The 20,849-nt window shown below is 68.0% G+C and carries 16 protein-coding genes, 1 pseudogene and 1 riboswitch; of the genes and pseudogenes, 7 read left to right on the top strand and 10 right to left on the bottom strand.

The features are described from left to right. Window positions 1-8 precede the first annotated feature (8 nt). Window positions 9-2,489, bottom strand: coding sequence for an acyl-CoA dehydrogenase (locus RG19_RS03365; RefSeq protein ID WP_058834033.1), 2,481 nt, complete (start codon window positions 2,487-2,489; stop codon window positions 9-11). A 170-nt stretch (window positions 2,490-2,659) separates the two neighbouring features. On the opposite strand from RG19_RS03365, the gene RG19_RS03370 reads away from it, so the two are divergent. Together RG19_RS03370 and RG19_RS03375 are read left to right on the top strand one after the other, a co-directional pair. After that, the gene (locus tag RG19_RS03370; RefSeq protein WP_058834034.1) at window positions 2,660-3,280 is read left to right on the top strand and encodes a TetR/AcrR family transcriptional regulator; all 621 of its coding nucleotides are present in this window, start codon (window positions 2,660-2,662) and stop codon (window positions 3,278-3,280) included. A 211-nt stretch (window positions 3,281-3,491) separates the two neighbouring features. After that, window positions 3,492-3,716: a hypothetical protein gene (locus RG19_RS03375; protein WP_058834035.1), complete on the top strand. Its 225-nt coding sequence runs from the start codon at window positions 3,492-3,494 to the stop codon at window positions 3,714-3,716. 116 nt (window positions 3,717-3,832) lie between these two features. Here the strand turns inward: RG19_RS03375 and RG19_RS03380 are convergent, their stop codons facing one another. From RG19_RS03380 to hslO, 3 genes are all read right to left on the bottom strand, one after another. After that, on the bottom strand, window positions 3,833-6,799 hold the full coding sequence (locus RG19_RS03380) for a TonB-dependent receptor plug domain-containing protein (protein ID WP_058834036.1): 2,967 nt from the start codon (window positions 6,797-6,799) through the stop codon (window positions 3,833-3,835). Between the two features lie 253 nt (window positions 6,800-7,052). Further along, window positions 7,053-7,940 carry an XOO1806 family protein gene (locus RG19_RS03385; RefSeq protein ID WP_157515146.1) on the bottom strand — a complete coding sequence of 296 codons (888 nt, stop codon included), beginning with the start codon at window positions 7,938-7,940 and terminating at the stop codon, window positions 7,053-7,055. A 104-nt stretch (window positions 7,941-8,044) separates the two neighbouring features. Then, entirely contained in the window at window positions 8,045-8,947 is a 903-nt protein-coding gene (hslO, locus tag RG19_RS03390; RefSeq protein ID WP_058834037.1) for an Hsp33 family molecular chaperone HslO, read from the bottom strand. A 62-nt stretch (window positions 8,948-9,009) separates the two neighbouring features. Between hslO and mtgA the strand changes: the two genes are divergently transcribed. Both mtgA and RG19_RS03400 read left to right on the top strand, forming a co-directional pair. Then, window positions 9,010-9,753 (top strand): monofunctional biosynthetic peptidoglycan transglycosylase, encoded by a 744-nt coding sequence (gene mtgA, locus RG19_RS03395; protein ID WP_058834038.1) that lies wholly within the window; start codon window positions 9,010-9,012, stop codon window positions 9,751-9,753. A gap of 25 nt (window positions 9,754-9,778) precedes the next feature. Further along, entirely contained in the window at window positions 9,779-10,867 is a 1,089-nt protein-coding gene (locus RG19_RS03400; RefSeq protein WP_082672443.1) for a glycosyltransferase family 2 protein, read from the top strand. Here the strand turns inward: RG19_RS03400 and RG19_RS03405 are convergent. The 6 genes from RG19_RS03405 to RG19_RS03430 all read right to left on the bottom strand — a co-directional run bounded on the left by RG19_RS03405 (window position 10,855) and on the right by RG19_RS03430 (window position 17,982). Further along, window positions 10,855-12,828, bottom strand: a complete 1,974-nt coding sequence (locus RG19_RS03405) for an AsmA family protein (protein ID WP_082672444.1) — start codon at window positions 12,826-12,828, stop codon at window positions 10,855-10,857. The genes RG19_RS03400 and RG19_RS03405 overlap by 13 nt on opposite strands. Window positions 12,829-13,031: 203 nt before the next feature. Next, entirely contained in the window at window positions 13,032-13,424 is a 393-nt protein-coding gene (locus tag RG19_RS03410; protein WP_058834039.1) for a hypothetical protein, read from the bottom strand. Window positions 13,425-13,461: 37 nt separating this feature from the next. Further along, a complete protein-coding gene (gene trhA / locus RG19_RS03415; RefSeq protein WP_058834040.1) occupies window positions 13,462-14,130 on the bottom strand; it encodes a PAQR family membrane homeostasis protein TrhA in 669 nt (222 codons plus the stop codon). A 127-nt stretch (window positions 14,131-14,257) separates the two neighbouring features. Then, a complete protein-coding gene (locus RG19_RS03420; RefSeq protein WP_058834041.1) occupies window positions 14,258-15,874 on the bottom strand; it encodes a peptide chain release factor 3 in 1,617 nt (538 codons plus the stop codon). A 46-nt stretch (window positions 15,875-15,920) separates the two neighbouring features. Continuing rightward, a complete protein-coding gene (locus RG19_RS03425) occupies window positions 15,921-16,883 on the bottom strand; it encodes a M23 family metallopeptidase (protein WP_162267047.1) in 963 nt (320 codons plus the stop codon). Window positions 16,884-16,887: 4 nt separating this feature from the next. After that, complete coding sequence (locus RG19_RS03430) at window positions 16,888-17,982, bottom strand: NHL repeat-containing protein (protein WP_157515147.1); 1,095 nt, start codon at window positions 17,980-17,982, stop codon at window positions 16,888-16,890. 136 nt (window positions 17,983-18,118) lie between these two features. After that, window positions 18,119-18,236, top strand: a riboswitch (SAM riboswitch). Window positions 18,237-18,321: 85 nt separating this feature from the next. On the opposite strand from RG19_RS03430, the gene metX reads away from it, so the two are divergent. The 3 genes and pseudogenes from metX to RG19_RS18130 form a co-directional block, all read left to right on the top strand. Next, complete coding sequence (gene metX, locus RG19_RS03435) at window positions 18,322-19,362, top strand: homoserine O-succinyltransferase MetX (RefSeq protein ID WP_058834043.1); 1,041 nt, start codon at window positions 18,322-18,324, stop codon at window positions 19,360-19,362. Further along, the gene (locus RG19_RS03440) at window positions 19,359-20,597 is read left to right on the top strand and encodes an O-succinylhomoserine (thiol)-lyase (protein ID WP_058834044.1); all 1,239 of its coding nucleotides are present in this window, start codon (window positions 19,359-19,361) and stop codon (window positions 20,595-20,597) included. Before metX ends, RG19_RS03440 begins: the two co-directional genes overlap by 4 nt. Continuing rightward, window positions 20,594-20,849 (top strand): annotated as a pseudogene (locus RG19_RS18130) (hypothetical protein); the annotation flags it as partial. The gene RG19_RS03440 and the pseudogene RG19_RS18130, both read left to right, overlap by 4 nt.

Genomic DNA, 20,849 nt, shown 5'->3' on the forward strand with positions numbered 1-20,849 from the left:
GCGTGAGGTCAGGCGGCTTCGCGCGCGTTGCCGGAGCCGTGCTGTTCGCGGTCGTAGTAGGTCGCCGCGCGCAGTTCGTGCACGTCGAAGTCGTCGACGGTGATGGTGTCCAGCGTGATCGCCCGCAGTTCCTCGAGCAATGCGCGCTCGTCGGCGGTGATGACGCCCTCGCGCACGGCCTCTTCCAGCTGCCCGTCGTAATCGCGCGCCTGGATGCCCTTGCCCTTGAGCGCCTTGAGGAACTTGCGCTCGACTGGCTCGGCCGCCACGGCCTTGGCGAGATAGCTGGCGATGCGGCCGCCGGGATTGTTCTCGCACGGGGTCAGGAAGACGCCCTGCGCCAGGCGCTCACGCGCCTCGTTGACATTCATCAGCAGCGAGGCGACACGATGACCCAGGCGGTCGCCGGGGGCTTCGGCGCGGCGGCCGAACGGGAAGATCAGCACCCACATCAGCCAGCCCACCGGACGGATCGGGAAGTTGCGCAACGCCGCCGACAGCGAGGTCTCGATCTTGTGCACGCTGTCGTGGAAGGCCCAGGCCAGCAGCGGCTTGTCGCTCTCGGGCGCACCTTCGTCGTGATAGCGCTTGAGGATCGCGCTGGTCATGTAGACGTGGCTGAGCACATCGCCCAGGCGACCGGACAGCGATTCCTTGAACTTGAGCTTGCCGCCGAGCGTCATCATCGACACGTCGGCCATCAGCGCGAGGTTGGCGGAGTAGCGGTCCAGCTTGCGGAAGAACCGACGGGTGTAGTCGTCGCCGGGGGCGGCGCCGATGCGTGCGCCGGTGATGCCGAACCAGAACGAGCGCACCGCGTTGGAGATGCCGTAGCGGATGTGGCCGAACAGGTTGCGGTCGAAATCCTCCAGGCCGGCCTCGCGGTCGGGATTCTGCGCCGCCTGCATCTCCTTGAGCACCCACGGATGGCACAGGATCGCGCCCTGGCCGAAGATCAGCAGGCTGCGGGTCATGATGTTGGCGCCTTCGACCGTGATGCTGATCGGCGCGGCCTGCCAGTTGCGACCGGCGAAGTTGCGCGGCCCGAGGATGATGCCCTTGCCGCCGATCACGTCCATGACGTCGCTGATCACCTCGCGGCCCATGGTCGTGCAGTGGTACTTGGCGATCGCCGACGGCACCGCCGGCACGTCGCCGCGGTCTACGGCGGCCGCGGTGGCCTGCGACAGCGCGCTGATCGCGTACGCCTTGCCGCCGATCCGGGCCAGCGCTTCTTCCACGCCCTCGAAGCGGCCGACCGACAGGCCGAACTGCTTGCGGATGCGCGCATACGCGCCGGTGATGACCGCACCGGCCTTGGCGCCGCCGCTGGCGGTGGAGGGCAGGGTGATGGAGCGGCCGATCGCCAGGCATTCGTTGAGCATGTTCCAGCCCTTGCCAGCCTTGTCGGGGCCGCCAACGAGCTGGCTCAGCGGAATGAAGACGTCCTTGCCGAAGATCGGGCCGTTCTGGAACGGCGAGTTCAGCGGGAAGTGGCGTCGGCCGACGTCCACGCCTGGCGTCTCGCGCGGCAGCAGCGCCAGGGTGATGCCGATGTCGTCGACGTCGCCCAGCAGGCCATCGGGGTCGTACATGCGGAAGGCGAGGCCGATCAACGTGGCGACAGGCGCCAACGTGATGTATCGCTTCTCGAACGTCAGCCGCACACCCAGCACCTGGGCGCCGTTCCACTCGCCCTTGCAGACGATGCCGTAGTCGGGGATCGAGGTGGCATCGGAGCCGGCGAACGGCCCGGTGAGGCCGAAACAGGGGACTTCGCGCCCATCGGCCAGGCGCGGCAGATACAGGTCCTTCTGATCCTGGGTGCCGTAGTGCACCAGCAGTTCACCCGGACCGAGCGAGTTCGGCACGCCGACGGTGGAGCTGACCACGCTGGAGATCGACGACAGCTTCTGGATCACCTTGTGGTGAGCCAGCGCGGAGAAACCGAGACCGCCGTACTCCTTCGGAATGATCATGCCGAAGAACTTGTTCTTCTTGATGTAGTCCCACATTTCCGGCGGCAGGTCGGCGTGGACGTGGGTGATCTCCCAGTCGTTGATCATCCGGCACAGGTCTTCGACCGGGCCGTCGAGAAACGCCTGCTCTTCCGCGGTGAGCTGCGGCTTGGGGTAGTTGAGCAGGATGTTCCAGTCCGGATCGCCGGTGAACAGTTCGCCCTCGAAGCCGACCGAACCGGTTTCCAGCGCGATGCGCTCGGTCTGCGACAGTGGCGGCAGCACCTTACGGAAGAAGCCCAGCATGGGGGCGGTGATCAGCGACTTGCGCAACGGCGCGACCAGCAACGGCACCGCGACCAACACCAGGAGTACGGCGGCGACGACGGTCGCGGTGGCGTTGGCCCCCAGCAGCCAGCACGCGACCAGCGCGGTCGCCGCGATCGTCACCCACACCGGAAAGCGCATGCGGTGATAGGCGGCGAACATGCCGGTCAGAAGAAGTGCGAGGAACGGTACGACGACGCTCATGGCTGACTCCGGGGAGCTGCGGAGATGGGAAAGGCGGCCAGGACACCCGGCATCACCATACGCGATAGTATGGTGTGGCGAAAAAGGCGCTGTCAATCGTGCAGTGCGTCATTTCTCGATACCGCCGACGATACGCCGGCAGCTGCATGCGTACGGTAAACTCGCGCCCCATGAGCCAGACCACGACCGCGGCCGCCAAAGCCGCCGCTTCGCCGCGCAGCAGCGAACGCCAGGGGCGCCTGAGCGCCGACGACTGGGCCCAGGCGGCCCTCGAACTGATCGCCGAGCAGGGCGTGGCCGCGGTGGCGGTGGAGTCGCTCGCGCGGCGTCTGGGCGTCACCAAGGGGAGTTTTTACTGGCACTTCCCGTCACGCGATGCGCTGTTGCAGGCAGCACTGGAGCGCTGGGAAAGCGTCGAACAGGAGGCCGTCTTCGGCCAGCTCGAGAAGATTTCCGACCCGCGCGAACGCTTGCGCGCCCTGATCCAGATGGTCGCCAACGAAATCGGCCTGCATGTCGTCTACAGCGCCTTGCTGCAGGCGCTCGACCATCCCATCGTCAAGCCGGTCATCGGCCGTGTGTCCGAGCGTCGGCTGGAGTACCTCGCGCGCAGCTATCGCGAGGTCGGCTTCGGCGAGAGCGAAGCCCGCCATCGCGCGCGGCTTGCCTACACCGCCTATGTCGGCTTCCTGCAGCTGTCGATCCAGCTCCCGCAATCGCGCCTGGATCACGAGCAGTACGACGCCTACATCGCCCATGTCATGGCGACGTTGATTCCGCCAGCGGGTTGAACGTTTGTGTCACGGGTTCGCAGTCTGTGCGGTGACCCTGTTTAAGATTTCTCGACTCGGGGTCGGATTCACCGGCTCGGCTCCCATATCGCATCCGGAGACTGTGGTCACGCCTGTCTGCAACGGCCGCTGCTAGGCTCGGACGGTGTGCCGGCAGGATGCCGCCTGCTGCTGGTCCGCTTTCCATTTGGCGGCTTTCGGAGATGCAGAAATGATGAAAGGAATGATCAAGCTGGGTGCGACGGCTTTGCTGGTTGCGGGTCTGTCTCTGAGTGGCAGTGCGCTGGCCTATCCCGACGTTCCCTGCACGACGCCCGGTCAGCAGACTACGACGCCTGTCGGGCAAGGTTACATTCTCTGGGAATGCGATGGCTCGTCCTGGTACTTCCTGCTGCAGTACTGGTGTGACGATCGCGGTTTCTGTATCCCGCTGTGATGCGCCCGGGAGGTACGAGCCTCCGTGGCGCAGTTCCTTCCGTGAATTTCCGAACCGCCTCCCGATAAAAAACGGCCCCCTTGCGGGGGCCGTTCTTCTACTTGTCCAGTGCGCGATCAGAAACGCTGCTGGTAACGCATGTACACGAAGCGACCGATGTCGAACTCGCCGTTGTACGGGAAGTTCGCGTTCGGCTGCGAGTACATCGGCGGGCCCAGTCGATCGAACACGTTGTTCGCACCGATACCGACGGTCGCATTCCACGGTGCGTTCCAGCGGAGCTGAAGGTCGTTGAACGTGACGCTGCCGGACTCGTTGATTGCACGTGTCTGCGACGGGTTGCCGGCGATGTAGCCCGGGTTGCTGCACTGATCGGGGAACGACACCGCGCTCAGGCAGCTTTCCTTCAGGCCCGAGTAGTAGCGCACACCCCAGGTCGCACCGAAGTCGCCCAACGTCCAGCTGAGGCTGGCATTGGAGCGGACTCGGAACGTAGAACCGCCCGAGGAGGCGAAGCTCACGTTCTGGGTCGGCAGGGCCGCCGAGCTGGAGGACCAAAACTCGTTACGCGAGATGTAGGTGGTCTGCCAGTCCAGGCTGAGATTGCCGAAATCGGTGTCGAGACGGTAGCTCAAGTCGAAATCATAACCTTCGACTTCCTGGATTGCGGCGTTGCGGGTGCTCAAGTTCATGCTGTTGACGTAACCCAGCACGGAATCGCGGCTGAAGTCGACGCAGCGCTCAGCGATGTTTTCGACATAGCAGTCGGTCAGCATCTGACCGGCGGTGTCGGCCACGATCATGTCCTTGATTTCGATCTGCCACCAATCCAGGCTCATGTTCAGCCCGGTGACGAAACCGGGGCTCCACACGAAGCCGAGCGTCTTGGAGATCGATGTCTCGGGCTGCAGGTTCGGATTGGCGACGCCCTGGAAGAACGCGACCGGCGTCTGCGGCTGGGAGCTTGTGCTCGGCACAAAGCCCTGCTGCAGCTGACGGAAGTTCGCGTAATCGGCAATAGCGGCTGCGCAGCGCGCGGCGGTGGCCGCATTGCTGCGAGCTGCGCCATAGACCGGATCGCAGGGGTCGGTATAGGACACGAAGCTCTGCGAACCGCCGCCGTACAGGTTGGAGATGGTCGGTGCGCGGAAGCCTTCGGACCACGTGCCGCGGACCATCAGGCTGTCAATCGGACGCCACGTGAAGCCGAACTTGCTGTTGATCGTATCGCCGAAGGTGTCGTAGTCGGAGTAACGAGTTGCGGCGGTCAACACCAATTCCTGAGCGCCGGGCAGGTCAGCCAGCAGCGGAATCTGGAACTCGGTGTAGATTTCGTTGACTTCGTAGCCACCGCTGGTCGGGCGCGACGCGAGATTTGTCGAGTTGCCGCTGACCGACAGTGCGTCGGGGATGAACTCGCCCCGCTCACGACGGTGCTCAGCGCCGAGCGCGAACGCAACATCGCCACCCTGGATGGGGAACAAGGTGCCCGCGATATTGGCCGATACCACGTTGGTGGTGGTTTCGCCGGTCGCGTGCTCTTCCTGGAACAGGTAGTCCTGCAGAGCCTGGTTACCGGTCAGGCCGCCAGGTCCGACCGTGCCCGAACTCAGGAAGGGATTCCAAGGCATGCACTGGCCCGCATCCGGACCCAACGCGATCGGATTAGCTGCGGTGCCGCATTGAACGACACCGTCGGCGTTGATAAACGAAGCGCCGACCGAGCGTGCAACGTTGGCCAGGTTCAGATTTCCGTACGAGGACTGGACAACCTTGTTGCTGTTGTAGAGATAGCTCACGTCCCAATCGAAGATGCGGTCGCCGACTTCGAAGAACCCTTCAAGACCGCCGGTCAGGCGCAGAGTATCGAGGTCGCTCTCGGAGTAGCGCGGCACTTCCCAGGTCCGACGCCACCAGTTCGCGATTGGCTCGTCAATCGGATTGAACGCGCTATCCGGCGAGATCGAGAAGTCCGCGGTCGGGCTGTTGAAGCTCGCGGACTGGAACGGATAGCCGGCCACGGTGCGCGCCGAGGTGCGGTTGGTGTAGTTGGCGTCGCCACGGAAGCGGACATTGTCGGTCAGATCGTAGCTGCCGCTGACGAAGATCGACTTGCTTTCCGTCGGGGTGCGCAGGTCCATCTGTTCGGACGAATTGGTGACGTCTCCGTCCGGGGCCGACAGGTTCTGGACCCGGTAGTCCGCGGGGTTCTGCGGGTTGCCGCCATCGCGCAGGACGAGTCGGACCGACTGCGTCGGGTTGCTGCCGGTGGGATCGGGATAGACGAAGCCCGGAACGGGGTTCTGCGTCGGCGAGGAGACGAATCCGCCCACTTCGCCGACCGAGGTCCAGCTCAGGTTCGGGTAGCGATCGCCCTGCGGGAAGCGGCTGAACGGCCGATCCGGGGCGCGCACCGCGTTTTCCTTCGAGTATTCGAAGGCTGCCGTGATCGAGCCGCGGTCGCTGACTGCGCCGAGCACGATGTCGCCACGCTCGACGGAACCGTCGCCCTCGTCGTACTGACCGTAGTAGACATTGCCCTCGACGCCTTCGAAGTTGCTGCGGGTGATGATGTTGACCACGCCGGCGATCGCATCGGAACCGTAGATGGTCGACGCGCCGTCCTTGAGCACTTCGATACGCTCGACAATCGACGACGGGATCGTCGAGATGTCCTGCAGGCCGCCGGTGCTGATGCCCAGGCGCTTGCCGTTGACCAGCACGAGGGTGCGCTGGGCGCCCAGGCCGCGCAGACTGATGAACTGGCCGCCGGCGGTCTCACCGGCAGAGAGCGGAGAGGCGCGCGAAAGCGAGGGTGTTCCGGCGGCAGAAATGTTCTGCAGGATGTCTGCAACAGACTGGAAGCCCTGATTCTCGATTTCTGCACGTGTGATGGTGAGGACCGGCTGGGCGGTCTCCATCTCGACCTGGCGGATGCGCGAACCGGTGACCTGGATGCGGTCCAGGGTGGTCGCTTCCGCGCTGTCCTGGGCAACCGCGACACCGGTGCCGACCAGCGAGGTCGTGCCCGCAACGAGCGCGAAGGTGATCGCGTCGCGGAGCTTGGTGGTCTTCAAATTCATCTCTCTCTCCAAGTGAGTCTTGGGAAAATCCCATGGGAACCCGCCAGCGGCATCAAGCGAGACGCCAAATCCGGCAAGGCCGGGGCCGATACTAGCCCCCTTGCGAGAGAAATTAAAGTGTCGTTAACAAAAAGAATGGAAGTCGTGAAATGACTGTGCTAGCGCCGCCCCTTGAGGGAGCAGTGAAGCGCTTCCAAGCCGATCTGTCGGCAGTACAGAGACGGGCGGACTGAGGCCAGGCAGGCAGCCTGGATCAGAGATCCTGTTCGTAGCGGACGTAGGGCACGGTGCCCTCGTCCTCGCCAGGTTCGCCGCGGGGCGAGAAGGGGTTGCGGCCCCGGGTGACGATGTTGTCGGCGCCGACGGTGAGCTGGCCGCTCCACGGGGTCCGCCAGGTCAGGCCCAGGCCCAGGCCTTCCCAGCGTTGGCGGCCCGGGCTGTCGATCACCTGGCCGATGATGCTGGCGCCGAAGTTGCCGAAACCGCCGCCGACGCTGAGCGATTTGCTGTCCCAACGATCGGCGAGGTCGAGCGGCGCCTGCGCGTACGGGATCAGCCGCGCCTTGGCGACCGTTCCGGCGATCGACACGTAGCCCTGATCGCTGATGTTGCGCTGGGCGAAGACGGTGAGGTCGTTGGAGTCGAGCTCGGTGGTGGGATTCGTACGCCCCGAGTTGAGCCACACCGGGAGGCCGCGGGTCTCGCCGACGCTGACGCCGACACGGCCGCCATCCCGGCTGATGGCGGCTGTCGCGATGCCGCGATGCGCGGTCTCACTGCCAGGCTGATTGCCATCCACATCCATCGAGGCCAGCGCGCAATTGTTGGCGAGGGTGCCCAGGGCGTGGGTCATCGAGCCGCGGTAATCGCACAGCAGCCCGAGCGAGTCGCTGCCCTGGAGGCCGAACGCCGCATCGAGCCGGTTGGCGCCGAAGCGCCAACGGGCGCCGGCCTGGGCGGGCGCGCCGTTGTCAGTAGGTTCCAGGACGAGCAACGCTTCGAGACGGCCGTTGCTGTTGTTCCAGATCGGCAGGACGGTCTGGTCGCCGGGGCGTGCGGAGGGCGCCTGTGCGTGCGCACCCGCTGCTGCGCCGAGGGCGAGCAGGGAGGCGAGCGCGAGCTTGGCAAGGCGCAGCGGCATGATGTCCGTCGACCAGCGGCCGGAGCTGGAAGTTCCCTCCGAAGTGGGATCCGACTCTAGCCCGTTTATGTTTATTTAACAATCCCCGTACTGCTGCCGAACGATCACTGAAGCCGTTCCGGCGCGGTCATTGGAGCCTGCCGGGGAGTGAACAAGGCGTCAATCTCTTCTTGCGAAAACGGATAACGCTGGCCGCAGAACTCGCAACGGACCTCGGCGAAGCCGAGCTCCAGGGTCGCGGCGGTCGCCTCTTCATGCCCCAGCGATTCGAGCATGGCCGCCACCCGCCCACGGGAGCAGGAGCAGCCGAACCGCAGGGCGCGCCCATCGAGCCAGCGAGCGTCTTCCTCGGAGAACAGGCGGGCGCCCAGGGTTTCGGCGTTCCACGACAGCAGTTCGGCGGGGCGCAAGGTGTCGAACAGGATGCCGATGCGGTTCCAGCCATCGTCGTCGCCTTCGTCGCCCGGCAGCTTCTGCACCATGAGGCCGGCGCAGGCCGTGTCGTCTGCCGCCAGCAGCAGGCGCGTGGGCAACTGTTCGGACTGCTGGAAATAGTCTTCGAACGCACCGGCCAACGTGTCGGACGCGATTTCGACCAGGCCCTGGTACCGGGTGGGGTCGCGGCCGGGCCCCGGATTCTCCACGGTGATGGCAAGAAGGGCGTCGCCGACGAGCGCGCGCAGATCGGTGCCCGCCGCGCCGGCCGCGTCCGCCTCGAAGTGGGCCAGGCCGCGCAGGGTGCCTGCGGCGGTACATTCGGCGAACAGCCCGCGCAGAGCGGCATGCCCCCGCAACTGGATCGACAGCCGTCCTTCGACCTTGGCGTGGGCGGTGAACAGGGCGGACGCCGCCGCCGCCTCGCCGAGCGTGGTCGACACGCCCGCCGGGTAGTCGTCGCTGGCGCGGATCCGCTGCCAGGCATCGTGCAGGTGGACGCGGACGCCCCGGACGCCCGCATGCGGCAGCAGGAAGCGATCGAGTCGGTCGGTGTCGGAAGGCAGGGGCATGAGGAATCCGTGGCGCGGCGATTGCCGGATAATGGCGCTTCGATCATCGAAGGCGAGACGACATGGGTGGGGGCGACGACACCGACATGCAAGCGACACCAAGGCGGGCGCGACGCAGCCGCTGGTACTGGCTGTGGAAGCTCCCGCTCGTGCTGGTGGCGCTCAGTGTGCTGCAGGTCGTCGTGCTGCGTTTCGTGGACCCGCCGTTCTCGACGTACATGGCGATTCGCCAGGTCGATGCCTGGACCGGTCGCGACGAGCCGGTGAGGCTGCGCTACAGCTGGCGGGACTGGAACGGGATCGCGCCTTCATTGCCGTTGGCGGTGGTGGCCTCGGAGGATCAGAACTTCGGTCGCCACCGCGGCTTCGATTTCGACGCCATCGAGCAGGCGCGCGCACACAACGCGCGTGGCGGACGCATGCGTGGCGCCAGCACCATCAGCCAGCAGGTGGCGCGCAATGTGTTTCTGTGGGGCGGTCGAAGCTGGGTGCGCAAGGGACTCGAGGCCTGGTACACGGTACTGGTGGAGACGATCTGGTCGAAGCAGCGGATCCTCGAGGTCTACGTCAACGTCGCCGAGTTCGGCGACGGCATCTACGGGGCACAGGCGGCCGCGCGCGAATTCTTCGGAAAGGATGCCGCGCAGTTGAGCGCGCTCGAAAGCGCGCGGCTGGCCGCGGTATTGCCGAGCCCCCGGCGCTACAGCGCGACCCGGCCGGGCCCATACGTACAGCGGCGCACGGTGCAGATCGAACGACAGATGCGGCAGATCGGCGGCGAAGCCCATCTGCAGCAGTTCGATTGACCCGCGACCGGCTACGATGCCCGCCATGACTAGGGAACGCCTGACGGTCGTGGTGGCCGCTTTCAACGAAGCCGAGGCGCTGCCCCTGTTGCAGCCGCGGCTGTGCGCGGTGCTGGACACCTTGGCCGACGATGGCATCGACGGCGCGATCCTCTACGTGGACGACGGCAGTCGCGACGGTACCTGGGAGGTGCTCCAGGGATTCGCGGCCGACCCGCGGGTCTCGCTGTTGCGCCTGTCGCGCAACTTCGGCAAGGAGGCGGCGTTGACCGCGGGGCTGGATCGTGTCGACACGGGGGCGGCGGTGATCCTGGACGCGGACGGGCAGGACCCGCCGGAGTTGATTCCCGAGTTCGTCGCCCGCTGGCGGGAGGGGTACGACGACATCTACGGCACCCGGACCGAGCGCGCGGGCGAGACCTGGGCCAAGCGTGCGTCGGCCTATCTGTTCTATCGCACGATGCAGCGGCTTTCGAAGACGCCGATCCCGATGGATACCGGCGACTTCCGCCTGTTGTCGTCGCGGGCGCTGCAGGCCTTGCGGCAATTGCGCGAGCGGCACCGCTTCATGAAGGGCCTGTTCGCCTGGGTGGGCTTCAACCGGATCGCAGTGCCCTATCAACGCGATGCGCGCCTGGCCGGTGCCACCAAGTTCAACCTGTGGCGACTGTGGAACTTCGCACTCGAAGGCGTGACCAGCTTTTCCACCGTGCCACTGCGCATCGCCACCTACATCGGTGTGGGCTCGGCGATGCTGGCGTTCGTCTACGCCGTGTGGATCGTGTTCAAGGCGCTGATCTGGCGCGATCCGGTGGCGGGTTGGCCGACGATGATGGCGGTGATCCTGTTTCTCGGCGGTATCCAGCTGATCGCGCTCGGGTTGATCGGCGAGTACCTGGGGCGGCTGTACGAGGAGTCGAAGCAGCGCCCGCTCTACCTGATCGAGACCTGGCGACCAGCTGCGGCGGGAGCCGGCGCCGCGACGCCGGAACAAGCGCCTCCGGTTTCGCCCGTCGGCGGACGTGTCGCCGCGCCGATCGCGTCGCCGGATGACGGCGTGTCGGGGGATGGCGCGCCTCCGGCGAGGCGCGACAGCGGCCCTCAGCGGGCGTAACTGCCGCCGCAGTCGCTGTCCTCGCCCGGCCCCAGCTCCAAGGTCGCCAGCAGTGCCGCCGGGGGCGCGATGGTGGCCAGGGCGAGCGCGACCGCGCCGCGCAGGCCGAGTCTCCGCAGATCGGGACGGAAGCTCGGGTCCGAGAAGGTCCCGCCGACCAGCAGCGGCGAACGCAGGCTGAGCAGGCTGCGGTCTTTCGGGCGCGGGCGCAGGACCAGATCCAGTTGTTCCTCGCCGAGATCGATCCGGCCCTCGCCGACGATCAGGGTGTCGGTGGTATCGAAAGCCAGGGCCTGCGCCTGCATGACGCCGTCTTCCACCGCGAAGTCGGCGAACGCGCATCGGATCGGAATGGTGCGGTCCTGGGTGATCAGGAACCCCAGCGCTTCGGCAATGTCGATGCCGGCCAGTTCGACCAGCAATGCGCTGACCTCGCCGCGCCCCATGCCCACCGCCAGGGTGCCGTCGGCGCTGCCGAGCATGGCGGCGATTGAATTGCCGGCGCCGGTCAGGCGCGCCTGACCGCCGATCCGGCCGACCGCATTCCCCGCGAGCGTCGAGTCCGGGAACAGCGCGCCCAGGTCGAGGCCGCGCACATCCGCATCGAGTTGCGTGCGGATGGGCGTGTCGCGCGCGTCCATCCGGACCACGGAGCGGATGTCGCCATTGGCGATGCCGAAATTCAGTGGGTCGAGTCGAAGCATGCCGTCGTCGAGCAGCAGGTGCGCATCCATGTCTTCGATCGGCAGATCGGTCTGGATGCGCTGCGCCCGCAGGCGGACATCGGCATCCATGGCGCGCAGACGATCCAGCGCATAGGGGGTGTCGGGAATGACCCGGCCGCCGCTTTCGGCGCTGGCAGGTGCTTCGTCGTCGTCCGGGTTGCCGCCCAGGAACCCGGCGAGATCGTCCAGGTCGAGGCGTTTCGACGTCAGGTCGGCATTGAACATGAGCCGCTCGCCGCCTGTCTCGACGGTGACCGAGCCGGCGAGATCGCTGTCGCCGACCTCGCCGGTGAAATCGCGGTAGTGCCAGGTCGCGCCTTCGCGGGCGAGCTGGCCGTCGATGGCGTAGGGCGGTGTCGGGGGCAGGGCCACGCCGATCAGGGGGTAGAGGTCGTGGAGGTCGCGACCGGACAGCGCCATCTGGACGCCGAACGTCTCGAACTGGAAGGCGTCGATCAGGGCGCCGCGCGCATGCGCCCGGGTGGCGCCGACGCGTGCCTTCAGGTCGAACCGGTAGGGGCTGCTGGTGTCCTGCAGATCGAGTGGCGACTGGGCACTGCCGTCGAGCTCGAATTCGGCTGCGCGCCAGCGGCCGCGTCCACTCACCACGACCGGCGGTGCGGCATCCTCCGCGCCCGGTTCGCGGCTCGCGATCTCCAGTTCGATCTCGGTCTCGCCGTCCGGGTCCAGAAACGCCAGCGTGCCGTCGTCGATCCAGAGGCTGCGCAGCTCGACTGATCCGCCACCACCACCGCCTGCGAGCGCCTGCCAGTTGCCTTCGCGGTCAGGGCCGGTTTCAAGGCGGACCTCTGGCCGGATCAGCCGGATGCCCGGAATCCGTGTCTGACGACGCAGCAGCGGCCAGAGCTCGATGCCGATCTCCAGCCGGTCGACCGTGGCCATCTGCGGCACGTCCGACCAGTCGGCATTGCCCAGCGCCAGCCGGTCGGCCCGGATCGTGGTGGTGCGGCCCAGATCCACGTCGAGATCGCCGTGGATGTCGAAGCTGCGCCCGGTGCGCGCCTCCACCACGCGCTCGATCGGTCCCTTGAGCCAGTTCCAGTCCCACAGGAGCACAAGGATCAGGCACAGCAATGCCAGCACGGCCGCTATCGTTCGCCATGGATGCGCCGTCAGCCACTGCAACCGGGGGGGCGGCGCGCCCGTCGGCGACGCCGCCGTGGCGTCGGGTTCCGATGGGCGGGGCGGAGGGGGTGGCGGGGCCGGTGTCGGCATGGGTGGGCTCGTGGCGGGCACGTCGCCACGGTTGGCCTCTCCCTCTCAAGCCAGAGTGAAAGCGGCATGCGGTGGCTGCCGGATGCGGGCCCGAGACGCCCCGCCCAGGTTGCCGCGGGGTGGTCAGCGCATCCGGGCGCAGGCGTTATCGGGTAGGTAGGGGGCGGAGTGCGGCACTCCGTGACGCGCCGGGTGCCGGCCCCTCAGCTGTCCGCGGTGTCGGGATCGCCCGAATCGTCGGTGACCTGCTCTTCGCAGCGCAGGGTGCGTCCGTTGCTGTCCTGGCGCAGTTCGACGTAGTCCTCGCCGGTCACGAACCGCAGGCCGACATCGCTCCAGGTCGGGGGCCGGCTGTTGCCCATCGCGCCCAGGGTGACCACGCGGCCGTCGCTCATCGCGAGCCGGGCGCGGGTGCGGTTGTCGACCAGGTCCACCCGGTTGCCGCCGTCGCACAGGTATGTCGCATCCACCGGGCCGGTCGGCGGCTGCGCGCCGACCGGAGCGGGCGCTTCCGTCGGAGGCGCGGGCGGGGCGTCCGCGCCGCAGGCGGTCAGCAGGAGGAGGGCGAGGGCGGGCAGCAGCGGGGCAGCATTCATGGCGATGGCACGACAGCGGTGTCGGGAGACGCCGATCTTAGACGAGCGGCGTCCCGAGCGGGGTCGCCACCTGCGCCATGACCGCCACGTAGTGACAGACGCTGCCGGCGATGCAGAACAGGTGCCAGATCGCGTGCGAGTAGGGGATCGACTCGCGGTGGTAGAAGATCGTGCCCAGTGTGTAGAACAGACCGCCGGCGATGAGCCAGCCGAACGTCCACGCGTCGAGCGCATCGAGCACGGGCTTGATCGCGATCATCACCAGCCAGCCCATCGCGATGTAGATCAGGGTGGAGAGGCGCTTGAAGCGGCCGGTGTAGAACAATTTGAACACCACGCCCGCCAGGGCGAGCGTCCAGATCGCAGCGAACATCGTCCAGCCCAGAGGACCGCGCAATCCGATCAGGGTGAACGGCGTGTAGGTACCCGCGATCAACAGATAGATCGCGCAGTGATCGAAGACCTTCAGGCGCCCCTTGAGCACCGGATGCTGGAACGAGTGATAGAGCGTGGACGCCATATAGAGCAACAGCAGGCTGACGCCGAACACGATTGCGGCACCGAGTTGCCAGGCGTTGCCGTACAGCGCCGCGAGCGTGATCAGCACGGCACCGCCGGCCAGCGCGGCGGTGGCGCCGAGGCCGTGGGTCAGGGCGCTGGCGAGTTCCTCGCGCTTCTGGCGGAGGCTCAGGGTTGACGCGGTCATGACAGGCCTCGGGGGGAAGGTCCTGCCGCGATTATGACCAGACGCCGAGGCGCTGTCAGGTCCGCGTGAGCGTTTGGGGCGCCTGACCGCGGATGCGGGCGCTCCGCCGGTCCGCGTCAGTCCCGGATCAGTCCACCGCGACGGCGTGCGCGTGCTCGCGCGTGGCCAGGAAACGCACGTCGGGCCAGCGCTCCTGGGCCAACTGCAGGTTCACCCGGGTCGGCGCGAGGTAGACCAGTTCCCCGGCGCCGTCGATCCCGAGGTTGGGCGCGTTCTTTTCGCGGAAGTCCTCGAGCTTTTTCGGGTCGTCGCAGCGGATCCAGCGGGTGGTGACCACGCCGACCGGTTCGAACGCGGCTTCCACGCCGTATTCGTCCTTGAGCCGGTACGCGGCCACGTCGAACTGCAGCACGCCGACTGCGCCGAGGATCAGGTCGTTGCTCATCAGCGGACGGAAGAACTGGGTGGCGCCTTCTTCCGACAGCTGCGCCAGGCCCTTCTGCAACTGCTTGAGCTTGAGCGGATCGCGCAGGCGCGCGCGGCGGAACAGTTCCGGGGCGAAATTGGGAATGCCGGTGAAGCTCAGCGCCTCGCCCTCGGTGAAGGTGTCGCCGATGGAGATCGTGCCGTGGTTGTGGATGCCGATGACGTCGCCCGGCCAGGCCTCGGCGGCGATCTCGCGGTCCGAGGCCATGAAGGTCAGCGCGTTGGCGAGTTTCATGTCCTTGCCGGTGCGTACATGGAACGTCTTCATGCCGGCTTCGAAGCGGCCCGAGCACACGCGCATGAAGGCGACGCGGTCGCGGTGTTGCGGGTCCATGTTGGCCTGGATCTTGAACACGAAGCCCGTCAGCTTCGGCTCGGTCGCGGCCACGTCGCGCCCCGTGGTCGCGCGCGACTGCGGGGACGGCGCGTGCTCGACGAAGAAGTCCAGCAGCGGCTGTACGCCGAAGTTGTTGACGCCGGAGCCGAAGAACACCGGTGTCTGCCGACCACGCAGGTAGGCATCCTTGTCGAACGGGTGACTCGCGCCCTGGACCAACTCGAGCTCGTCGCGCAGGTGGGCGAGCATGTCGGCGCCGATCTTCGCTTCCAGGCCGGGCGCATCGATCGACGGGAAAATCGTCGAGTCCTGGCGGGTGAAGTTGCGGCCCGGCTCGTACAGGTGCACCTCGCCGGTGACCAGGTGCACCACGCCTTTCAGGCGCTGGCCCATGCCGATCGGCCACGTCACCGGTGCGCACTGGATGCCCAGCACGGTCTCGACCTCGTCCAGCAGCTCGATCGGGTCCTTGCCCTCGCGGTCGAGCTTGTTGATGAAGGTCATGATCGGGGTGTCGCGCAGGCGGCACACCTCCATCAGCTTGATCGTGCGCTCCTCCACGCCCTTGGCCACGTCGATGACCATCAGCGCCGAATCCACCGCAGTGAGCACGCGATAGGTGTCCTCGCCGAAGTCGGCGTGGCCGGGGGTGTCGAGCAGGTTGACGACGCGGCCCTCGTAGGGGAACTGCATCACCGAACTGGTCACCGAGATGCCGCGCTCCTTCTCCAGCGCCATCCAGTCGGACGTGGCATGGCGGGCGGCCTTGCGGCCCTTGACCGAGCCGGCCATCTGGATCGCGCCGCCGAACAGCAGCAGCTTCTCGGTCAGCGTGGTCTTGCCGGCGTCGGGGTGCGAGATGATCGCGAAGGTGCGGCGACGGGCGGCTTCGGCGGCGGCTTTGAGCTGGATGTCGGACATGGGGCGGGGCGCCGGTCGGCGCCTGGAGGCTCGGGGAAGCCGGTCATTATAGGCGCTCGGGGTCGGCGGCAGCCGGGGCCGCGCCGGTGGGGACCGGCTGTGCGTCGTCGGGCGGCAAGGCCAGGCGCAGGACGCCGCCGGGACCGAACATCCGGAACGGGATCGAGGCGAGGGTCAGGCCGCGGTTGACCTGCACCGCGAAGTGCAGGTGCGGCCCGCTGGACAGGCCGCTGTTGCCGGATCGGGCGATGCGGTCGCCGCGACGGACCCGCTGTCCGGGGCGCACCTCCACGCCTTCGGCCTGGAGGTGCGCGTACAGGGCCATGCTGCCGTCGTCGTGGAGGATACGCACGAAGTTGGCCCGGGCGACCGCGTCGTCGTCCAGGTCGCCTGCATCCTCGAAACCATCTTCGATCTGCATCACCACGCCGTCGCGCGCGGCCAGTACCGGCGTGCCCACTGGCGCGGCGAGATCGATCGCGTACCGGTTTTCCGCATCGGTATGGCTGAAGCCGCCGCCCCAGCTCTGGCCAATGCGCGGTGCGCCGCCGGCCAAGGGATATCCATACTCCACGTCGCGTGGGCGGGCGTTCGGATGGCCGGGGATCGCGGTCAGGGCGACGTCGGCGCGGGCGCCGTGCGCGGCGATCCGCGTCAGCAGGCGCTCGGTGCGCGCGGGCACGGTGGCGCGGGCGGGCAGGGCCGGCATCGCCTGCGGGGGTGGCCCCTCGGCGCGCAGCAGGACTTCGATCGGCCCGTCGAGCGGGTTCTGCACCCAGGCCAGGTGCTCGTCGTTCCGACGCTCCATGCGCAGGCGCGCCAGCGGCGCCGGGGCGCTGGCCGCCAGCCGGCGTGGCGCCCGTGCGTCGGCCGCCGGCCGGTCGCCGTAATGCTGGGTCCCGTCGGTGCCGGTCCAGCGCCAGGCCTCTCCGGTCGCCGCCCATGCGCTGGGGGCGAGTGCCCATGCACCGACCGCCACGACCAGTGCGTGGCGCATGCCGCGGATCATGCCTTCACTCCATGCAGGCGGCGGCCAGGCCCAATGCGCGGGCGACCTGCCCGAGGTCGAACGCGGTCATCGCCTGGTCGTCGTGCACGGCATACAGCACGCCTGCGGGAAAGCGTGGCGTGGCGGCCGCATGCAGGGCGATACCGTCCGTATTGGCCGTCGTCCTGCCATGGAAGCTGCCGCGCGGGGCGAGGCTGTCGCGCTCGAACACATGGAAGAGGGTCCGCGGGACGACCTGGTCCACCGCGACCCAGTAGCCCGCGTCCAGCCCGCATGTCCACAGGGCGATGCCTTCGGGCTCGCCGCCGAAGTGGGCCGCCGGCAGGCTCCGGCCGGTGAAGGTGCCGTCCAGGGCGTACTCGTGAAGCGTCGGGGCCGCGCGCCGATCCTCGTCGGCGATCAACAACGTGCCTTGGACCGGGTCGCCGGCGATGGACTCGACGATGTGCAGCACGCCGGGGCCGTCGGTCTGGCCGAAGTGACCGAGCGCGCTCGCGTGCACCCCGTCCTCGTCGAGTTCGACCCGATAGCGGCGCACGCGCTGGTCGAGCTCGTCCGGCGTCGGTACCCGGGTGTGGTCGGCGCCGTACATGAAGCTGTCGGTGACGTAGACGTCGAGCACGTCCGGCGCGGTCTCGTGCAGCCAGATGCCATAAGGGCTGCGCAGCTCGCGTTCGCCGAAGGTCGCCACTGGCGCCAATGTCGGCATGCGCAGTACCTGCACGCGCGGCGCATCGCGTTCGGTCACGAACACCAGGTCGCCGAAGGTCGCGATGCCGTTGGGACGCCGGAATGCGCCGGGTGCGTCGCCGCGCCCGCCGTAGGCATCCAGCCGCTCGCCGCTGTCACCGTCGAACAGCACCAGTCGGTGCGTGGTCTTGGCGGTCGCGATCACCCGCGTGCCGCCGCCCTCGTCGATCCAGGTCGCCAGTGAATCGAGCTCGTCCTCGGGGCGGGCCTCGCTGATGAAGGCCTCGGCTACTTCGATCGCGGCTGCGGTGGACGATGGCGCCTGCGGGTGCGTCGTCGAGTCCAGGCTGGCGCAACCGGCGAGCAGGACGAGCAGCGGAATGGCGATACACGTCTGGCGCAGGGTCATGCGGCGATTATGCGCGAACGCCGTGAGATTCATCGATAGGGCGCGCCCCGAATGTCGTTCGCGCCCGGCTCGCGGTTCCATCGCTTGATCCGCATGAAGCGATTGACAGGCCGTCCGGGTGGTGGCAACCTGCGGCCATCCATCGAGACCGGCGGAGGGGCAGGCCCTTTGATGCCGGGGCAACCTGATCGGGCGCACGCCTGGGCAAGGTGCCAATTCCTGCGGGGACCTGAGCGTCCACCGGCAGATGGTCGTGCCTCGCCGCTCAAGCGGCGATGGCGTTCGATCCTCGCGGCTTCCCGCAGACCCGATGGCTTTCGTCCATTCCGGTCCGCGTCCATGAGCCTGCTCGAGTTTCCCTCCCCGATCGCCGATACGTCCCACCCGGGGCCGCGCGTCGCGTCCGGCGATGCCGGCGTGGCCGATGCCTCGCGCGGCGAGATCCGGGTCGATCTGGATCTGCGCCATGCGGGGCGACGCACGATCCGCATCGCCTGGGAACTGGCCGGGCCGGCGACCGCTCCGGTGGTGCTCGTGGCCGGGGGCATCTCCGCGCACCGGCATCTGCAGGCGGGCGAAGCCTTCCCCGAGCGGGGCTGGCTGGAGGGGCTGCCGGGCGCGGGCCGTGCGCTGGATCCCACCCGGCAGCGCCTGCTCGCCATCGATTATCTGGGCGCCGACGGCCGCCTCGATGCCCCCCTGGACACCGCCGATCAGGCGGATGCGTTCGCGGCGGTCCTCGATCACCTCGGTGTCGCCCGGGTGCAGGCGTTCGTCGGCTATTCGTACGGCGCCCTGGTCGGACTCCAGTTCGCCATCCGGCATCAGGCGCGGCTCGGCCGGCTGGTCGCGGTGAGCGGCGCGCACCGGGCCCATCCCTACGCCGCGGCGTGGCGTGCGTTGCAGCGGCGCGCGGTGGCGTTGGGGCAATTGCAGTGCGCCGATGTCCAGGGCCTCGCGCTGGCGCGCCAGTTCGCGATGTTGAGCTACCGCACGGCCGAAGAGTTCGGCGAGCGTTTCGACGCCCCGCCCGAAGTCGTCAACGGCCGGGTGCGGGTGGCGGCGGAGGATTACCTGGACGCCGCCGGTGCGCAGTACGTCGCGCGCACGCCGACCACCGCCTGGTTGCGGCTGTCCGAATCGATCGATCTGCACCGCATCGATCCCGCGCTGGTGCGGGTGCCGACGACGGTGGTCGCGGTCGAGGGCGACCGGCTGGTGCCTTTGTCGGACGCCGTCGCCCTGGTCGAGGGGCTCGGTGCGCTCGGGCACCTGCGTGTATTGCGCTCGCCCTATGGACACGACGCCTTCCTCAAAGAACACGATCGCATCGACGCCCTGTTGCGGGTGGCGTTGCACAACCCTGGAGATGCCGCATGAGTTCCGACGCCGCCCCCGCACGTTCCGAGCGTGCACGTCCCGAGCCCGCTCCCTGCGCACCTGCCACCCGTGCGGTGCGCGCCGGCATCGATCGCGACCCGGCGTGGGGTGCCGTGACGCCACCGCTCGTGCTGTCCTCGAACTTCAGCTTCGCCGGCTTCGCGCAGAAGCGCTCCTACGATTACACCCGCAGCGGCAACCCCACCCGCGACCTGTTGGGAGAAGCCCTGGCCGAGCTCGAGGGCGGCGCCGGCGGTGTGGTCACGCCGACCGGCATGGCCGCGATCACGCTGCTGCTGCACGCACTGCTGGAGCCGGGCGATCGTCTGGTCGTGCCGCACGACGCTTACGGCGGGAGCTGGCGCCTGTTCGATGCGCTCGCACGCAAGGGCCATTTCGAACTGGTCACCGCCGATCTCACCGATCCGCGCGCATTGGCCGACGCGCTGGCCGCGGGGCCGAAGCTGGTGCTGGTGGAGACGCCCTCCAATCCCCTGCTGCGCATCACCGACCTGCGCTTCGTGATCGACGCTGCGCACCGCGCGGGCGCCCTGGTGGCGGTCGACAACACGTTCCTGTCGCCGGCGTTGCAGACGCCCATCGCGTTCGGCGCGGATGTCGTGCTGCATTCGACCACCAAGTACATCAACGGCCACAGCGACGTCGTCGGCGGCGCCGTCGTGGCCGCCTCGGCGGACCTGCACGAACGCTTCGGCTGGTGGGCCAACGCGCTCGGCATCACCGGTGCGCCGTTCGACAGTTTCCTCACCCTGCGCGGCCTGCGCACCCTGGACGCGCGCCTGCGCGTGCATCAGGAAAACGCGGCCGCGGTGGCCGCCCAGCTCGACACGCACCCGGCGGTGGCGCGGGTGTACTGGCCCGGTCTCGAATCGCATCCCGGGCATGCGATCGCCGCGCGTCAGCAGAAAGGACCCGGGGCCATGCTCAGCGTCGAGCTGCACGGCGGCGAAGCCGCGGTGCGCGCCTTCGTCGAAGGTCTGGAGCACTTCACCCTGGCCGAGTCGCTGGGTGGCGTGGAGAGCCTGATCGCGCATCCGGCCACCATGACCCACGCGGCGATGACGCCCGAGGCGCGCGCGCTGGCCGGCATCCCGGATGGCCTGTTGCGGCTGTCGGTGGGAATCGAAGCCCTGGAGGATCTGCAGGCCGACCTCGCCGGCGGTCTGTCGCGTGCGGCCGCCACGCTCGATGCGCGCAAGCGGGTGGACGCATGAACACGGTCGTTCATCTGCCCTATGCGAATACGGGGGTGCCGCACCGGCGTCGCGTCGACGTCCAGGCGCCGCGTATCGCGCTATTGGGCACAGGCGTGGTCGGCAGTGCCTTCGTCGCGCGCTGCGCTCGGCTGCAGGCCGCCGGCTTGGCGGTGCCGCAGTTCCTCTGGTTGTCGAACTCACGAGCGCTGGCCGCCTGTCCGGAAGGTGCGTCGGCTGCGTTGGAGCAGGTCCGGCAGGCGCCGGCGCGCG

It is taken from the genome of Luteimonas abyssi (assembly GCF_001482195.1).
In the GTDB taxonomy this organism is placed as follows: Bacteria; Pseudomonadota; Gammaproteobacteria; order Xanthomonadales; family Xanthomonadaceae; genus Luteimonas; species Luteimonas abyssi.

What these genes read in the sequence shown, in the direction of transcription:
- RG19_RS03365 (WP_058834033.1), bottom strand. Translation starts at nt 2,489, where the DNA reads ATGAGCGTCGTCGTACCGTTCCTCGCACTTCTTCTGACCGGCATGTTC.
- RG19_RS03370 (WP_058834034.1), top strand. Translation starts at nt 2,660, where the DNA reads ATGAGCCAGACCACGACCGCGGCCGCCAAAGCCGCCGCTTCGCCGCGC.
- RG19_RS03375 (WP_058834035.1), top strand. Translation starts at nt 3,492, where the DNA reads ATGATGAAAGGAATGATCAAGCTGGGTGCGACGGCTTTGCTGGTTGCG.
- RG19_RS03380 (WP_058834036.1), bottom strand. Translation starts at nt 6,799, where the DNA reads ATGAATTTGAAGACCACCAAGCTCCGCGACGCGATCACCTTCGCGCTC.
- RG19_RS03385 (WP_157515146.1), bottom strand. Translation starts at nt 7,940, where the DNA reads ATGCCGCTGCGCCTTGCCAAGCTCGCGCTCGCCTCCCTGCTCGCCCTC.
- hslO (WP_058834037.1), bottom strand. Translation starts at nt 8,947, where the DNA reads ATGCCCCTGCCTTCCGACACCGACCGACTCGATCGCTTCCTGCTGCCG.
- mtgA (WP_058834038.1), top strand. Translation starts at nt 9,010, where the DNA reads ATGGGTGGGGGCGACGACACCGACATGCAAGCGACACCAAGGCGGGCG.
- RG19_RS03400 (WP_082672443.1), top strand. Translation starts at nt 9,779, where the DNA reads ATGACTAGGGAACGCCTGACGGTCGTGGTGGCCGCTTTCAACGAAGCC.
- RG19_RS03405 (WP_082672444.1), bottom strand. Translation starts at nt 12,828, where the DNA reads ATGCCGACACCGGCCCCGCCACCCCCTCCGCCCCGCCCATCGGAACCC.
- RG19_RS03410 (WP_058834039.1), bottom strand. Translation starts at nt 13,424, where the DNA reads ATGAATGCTGCCCCGCTGCTGCCCGCCCTCGCCCTCCTCCTGCTGACC.
- trhA (WP_058834040.1), bottom strand. Translation starts at nt 14,130, where the DNA reads ATGACCGCGTCAACCCTGAGCCTCCGCCAGAAGCGCGAGGAACTCGCC.
- RG19_RS03420 (WP_058834041.1), bottom strand. Translation starts at nt 15,874, where the DNA reads ATGTCCGACATCCAGCTCAAAGCCGCCGCCGAAGCCGCCCGTCGCCGC.
- RG19_RS03425 (WP_162267047.1), bottom strand. Translation starts at nt 16,883, where the DNA reads ATGATCCGCGGCATGCGCCACGCACTGGTCGTGGCGGTCGGTGCATGG.
- RG19_RS03430 (WP_157515147.1), bottom strand. Translation starts at nt 17,982, where the DNA reads ATGACCCTGCGCCAGACGTGTATCGCCATTCCGCTGCTCGTCCTGCTC.
- metX (WP_058834043.1), top strand. Translation starts at nt 18,322, where the DNA reads ATGAGCCTGCTCGAGTTTCCCTCCCCGATCGCCGATACGTCCCACCCG.
- RG19_RS03440 (WP_058834044.1), top strand. Translation starts at nt 19,359, where the DNA reads ATGAGTTCCGACGCCGCCCCCGCACGTTCCGAGCGTGCACGTCCCGAG.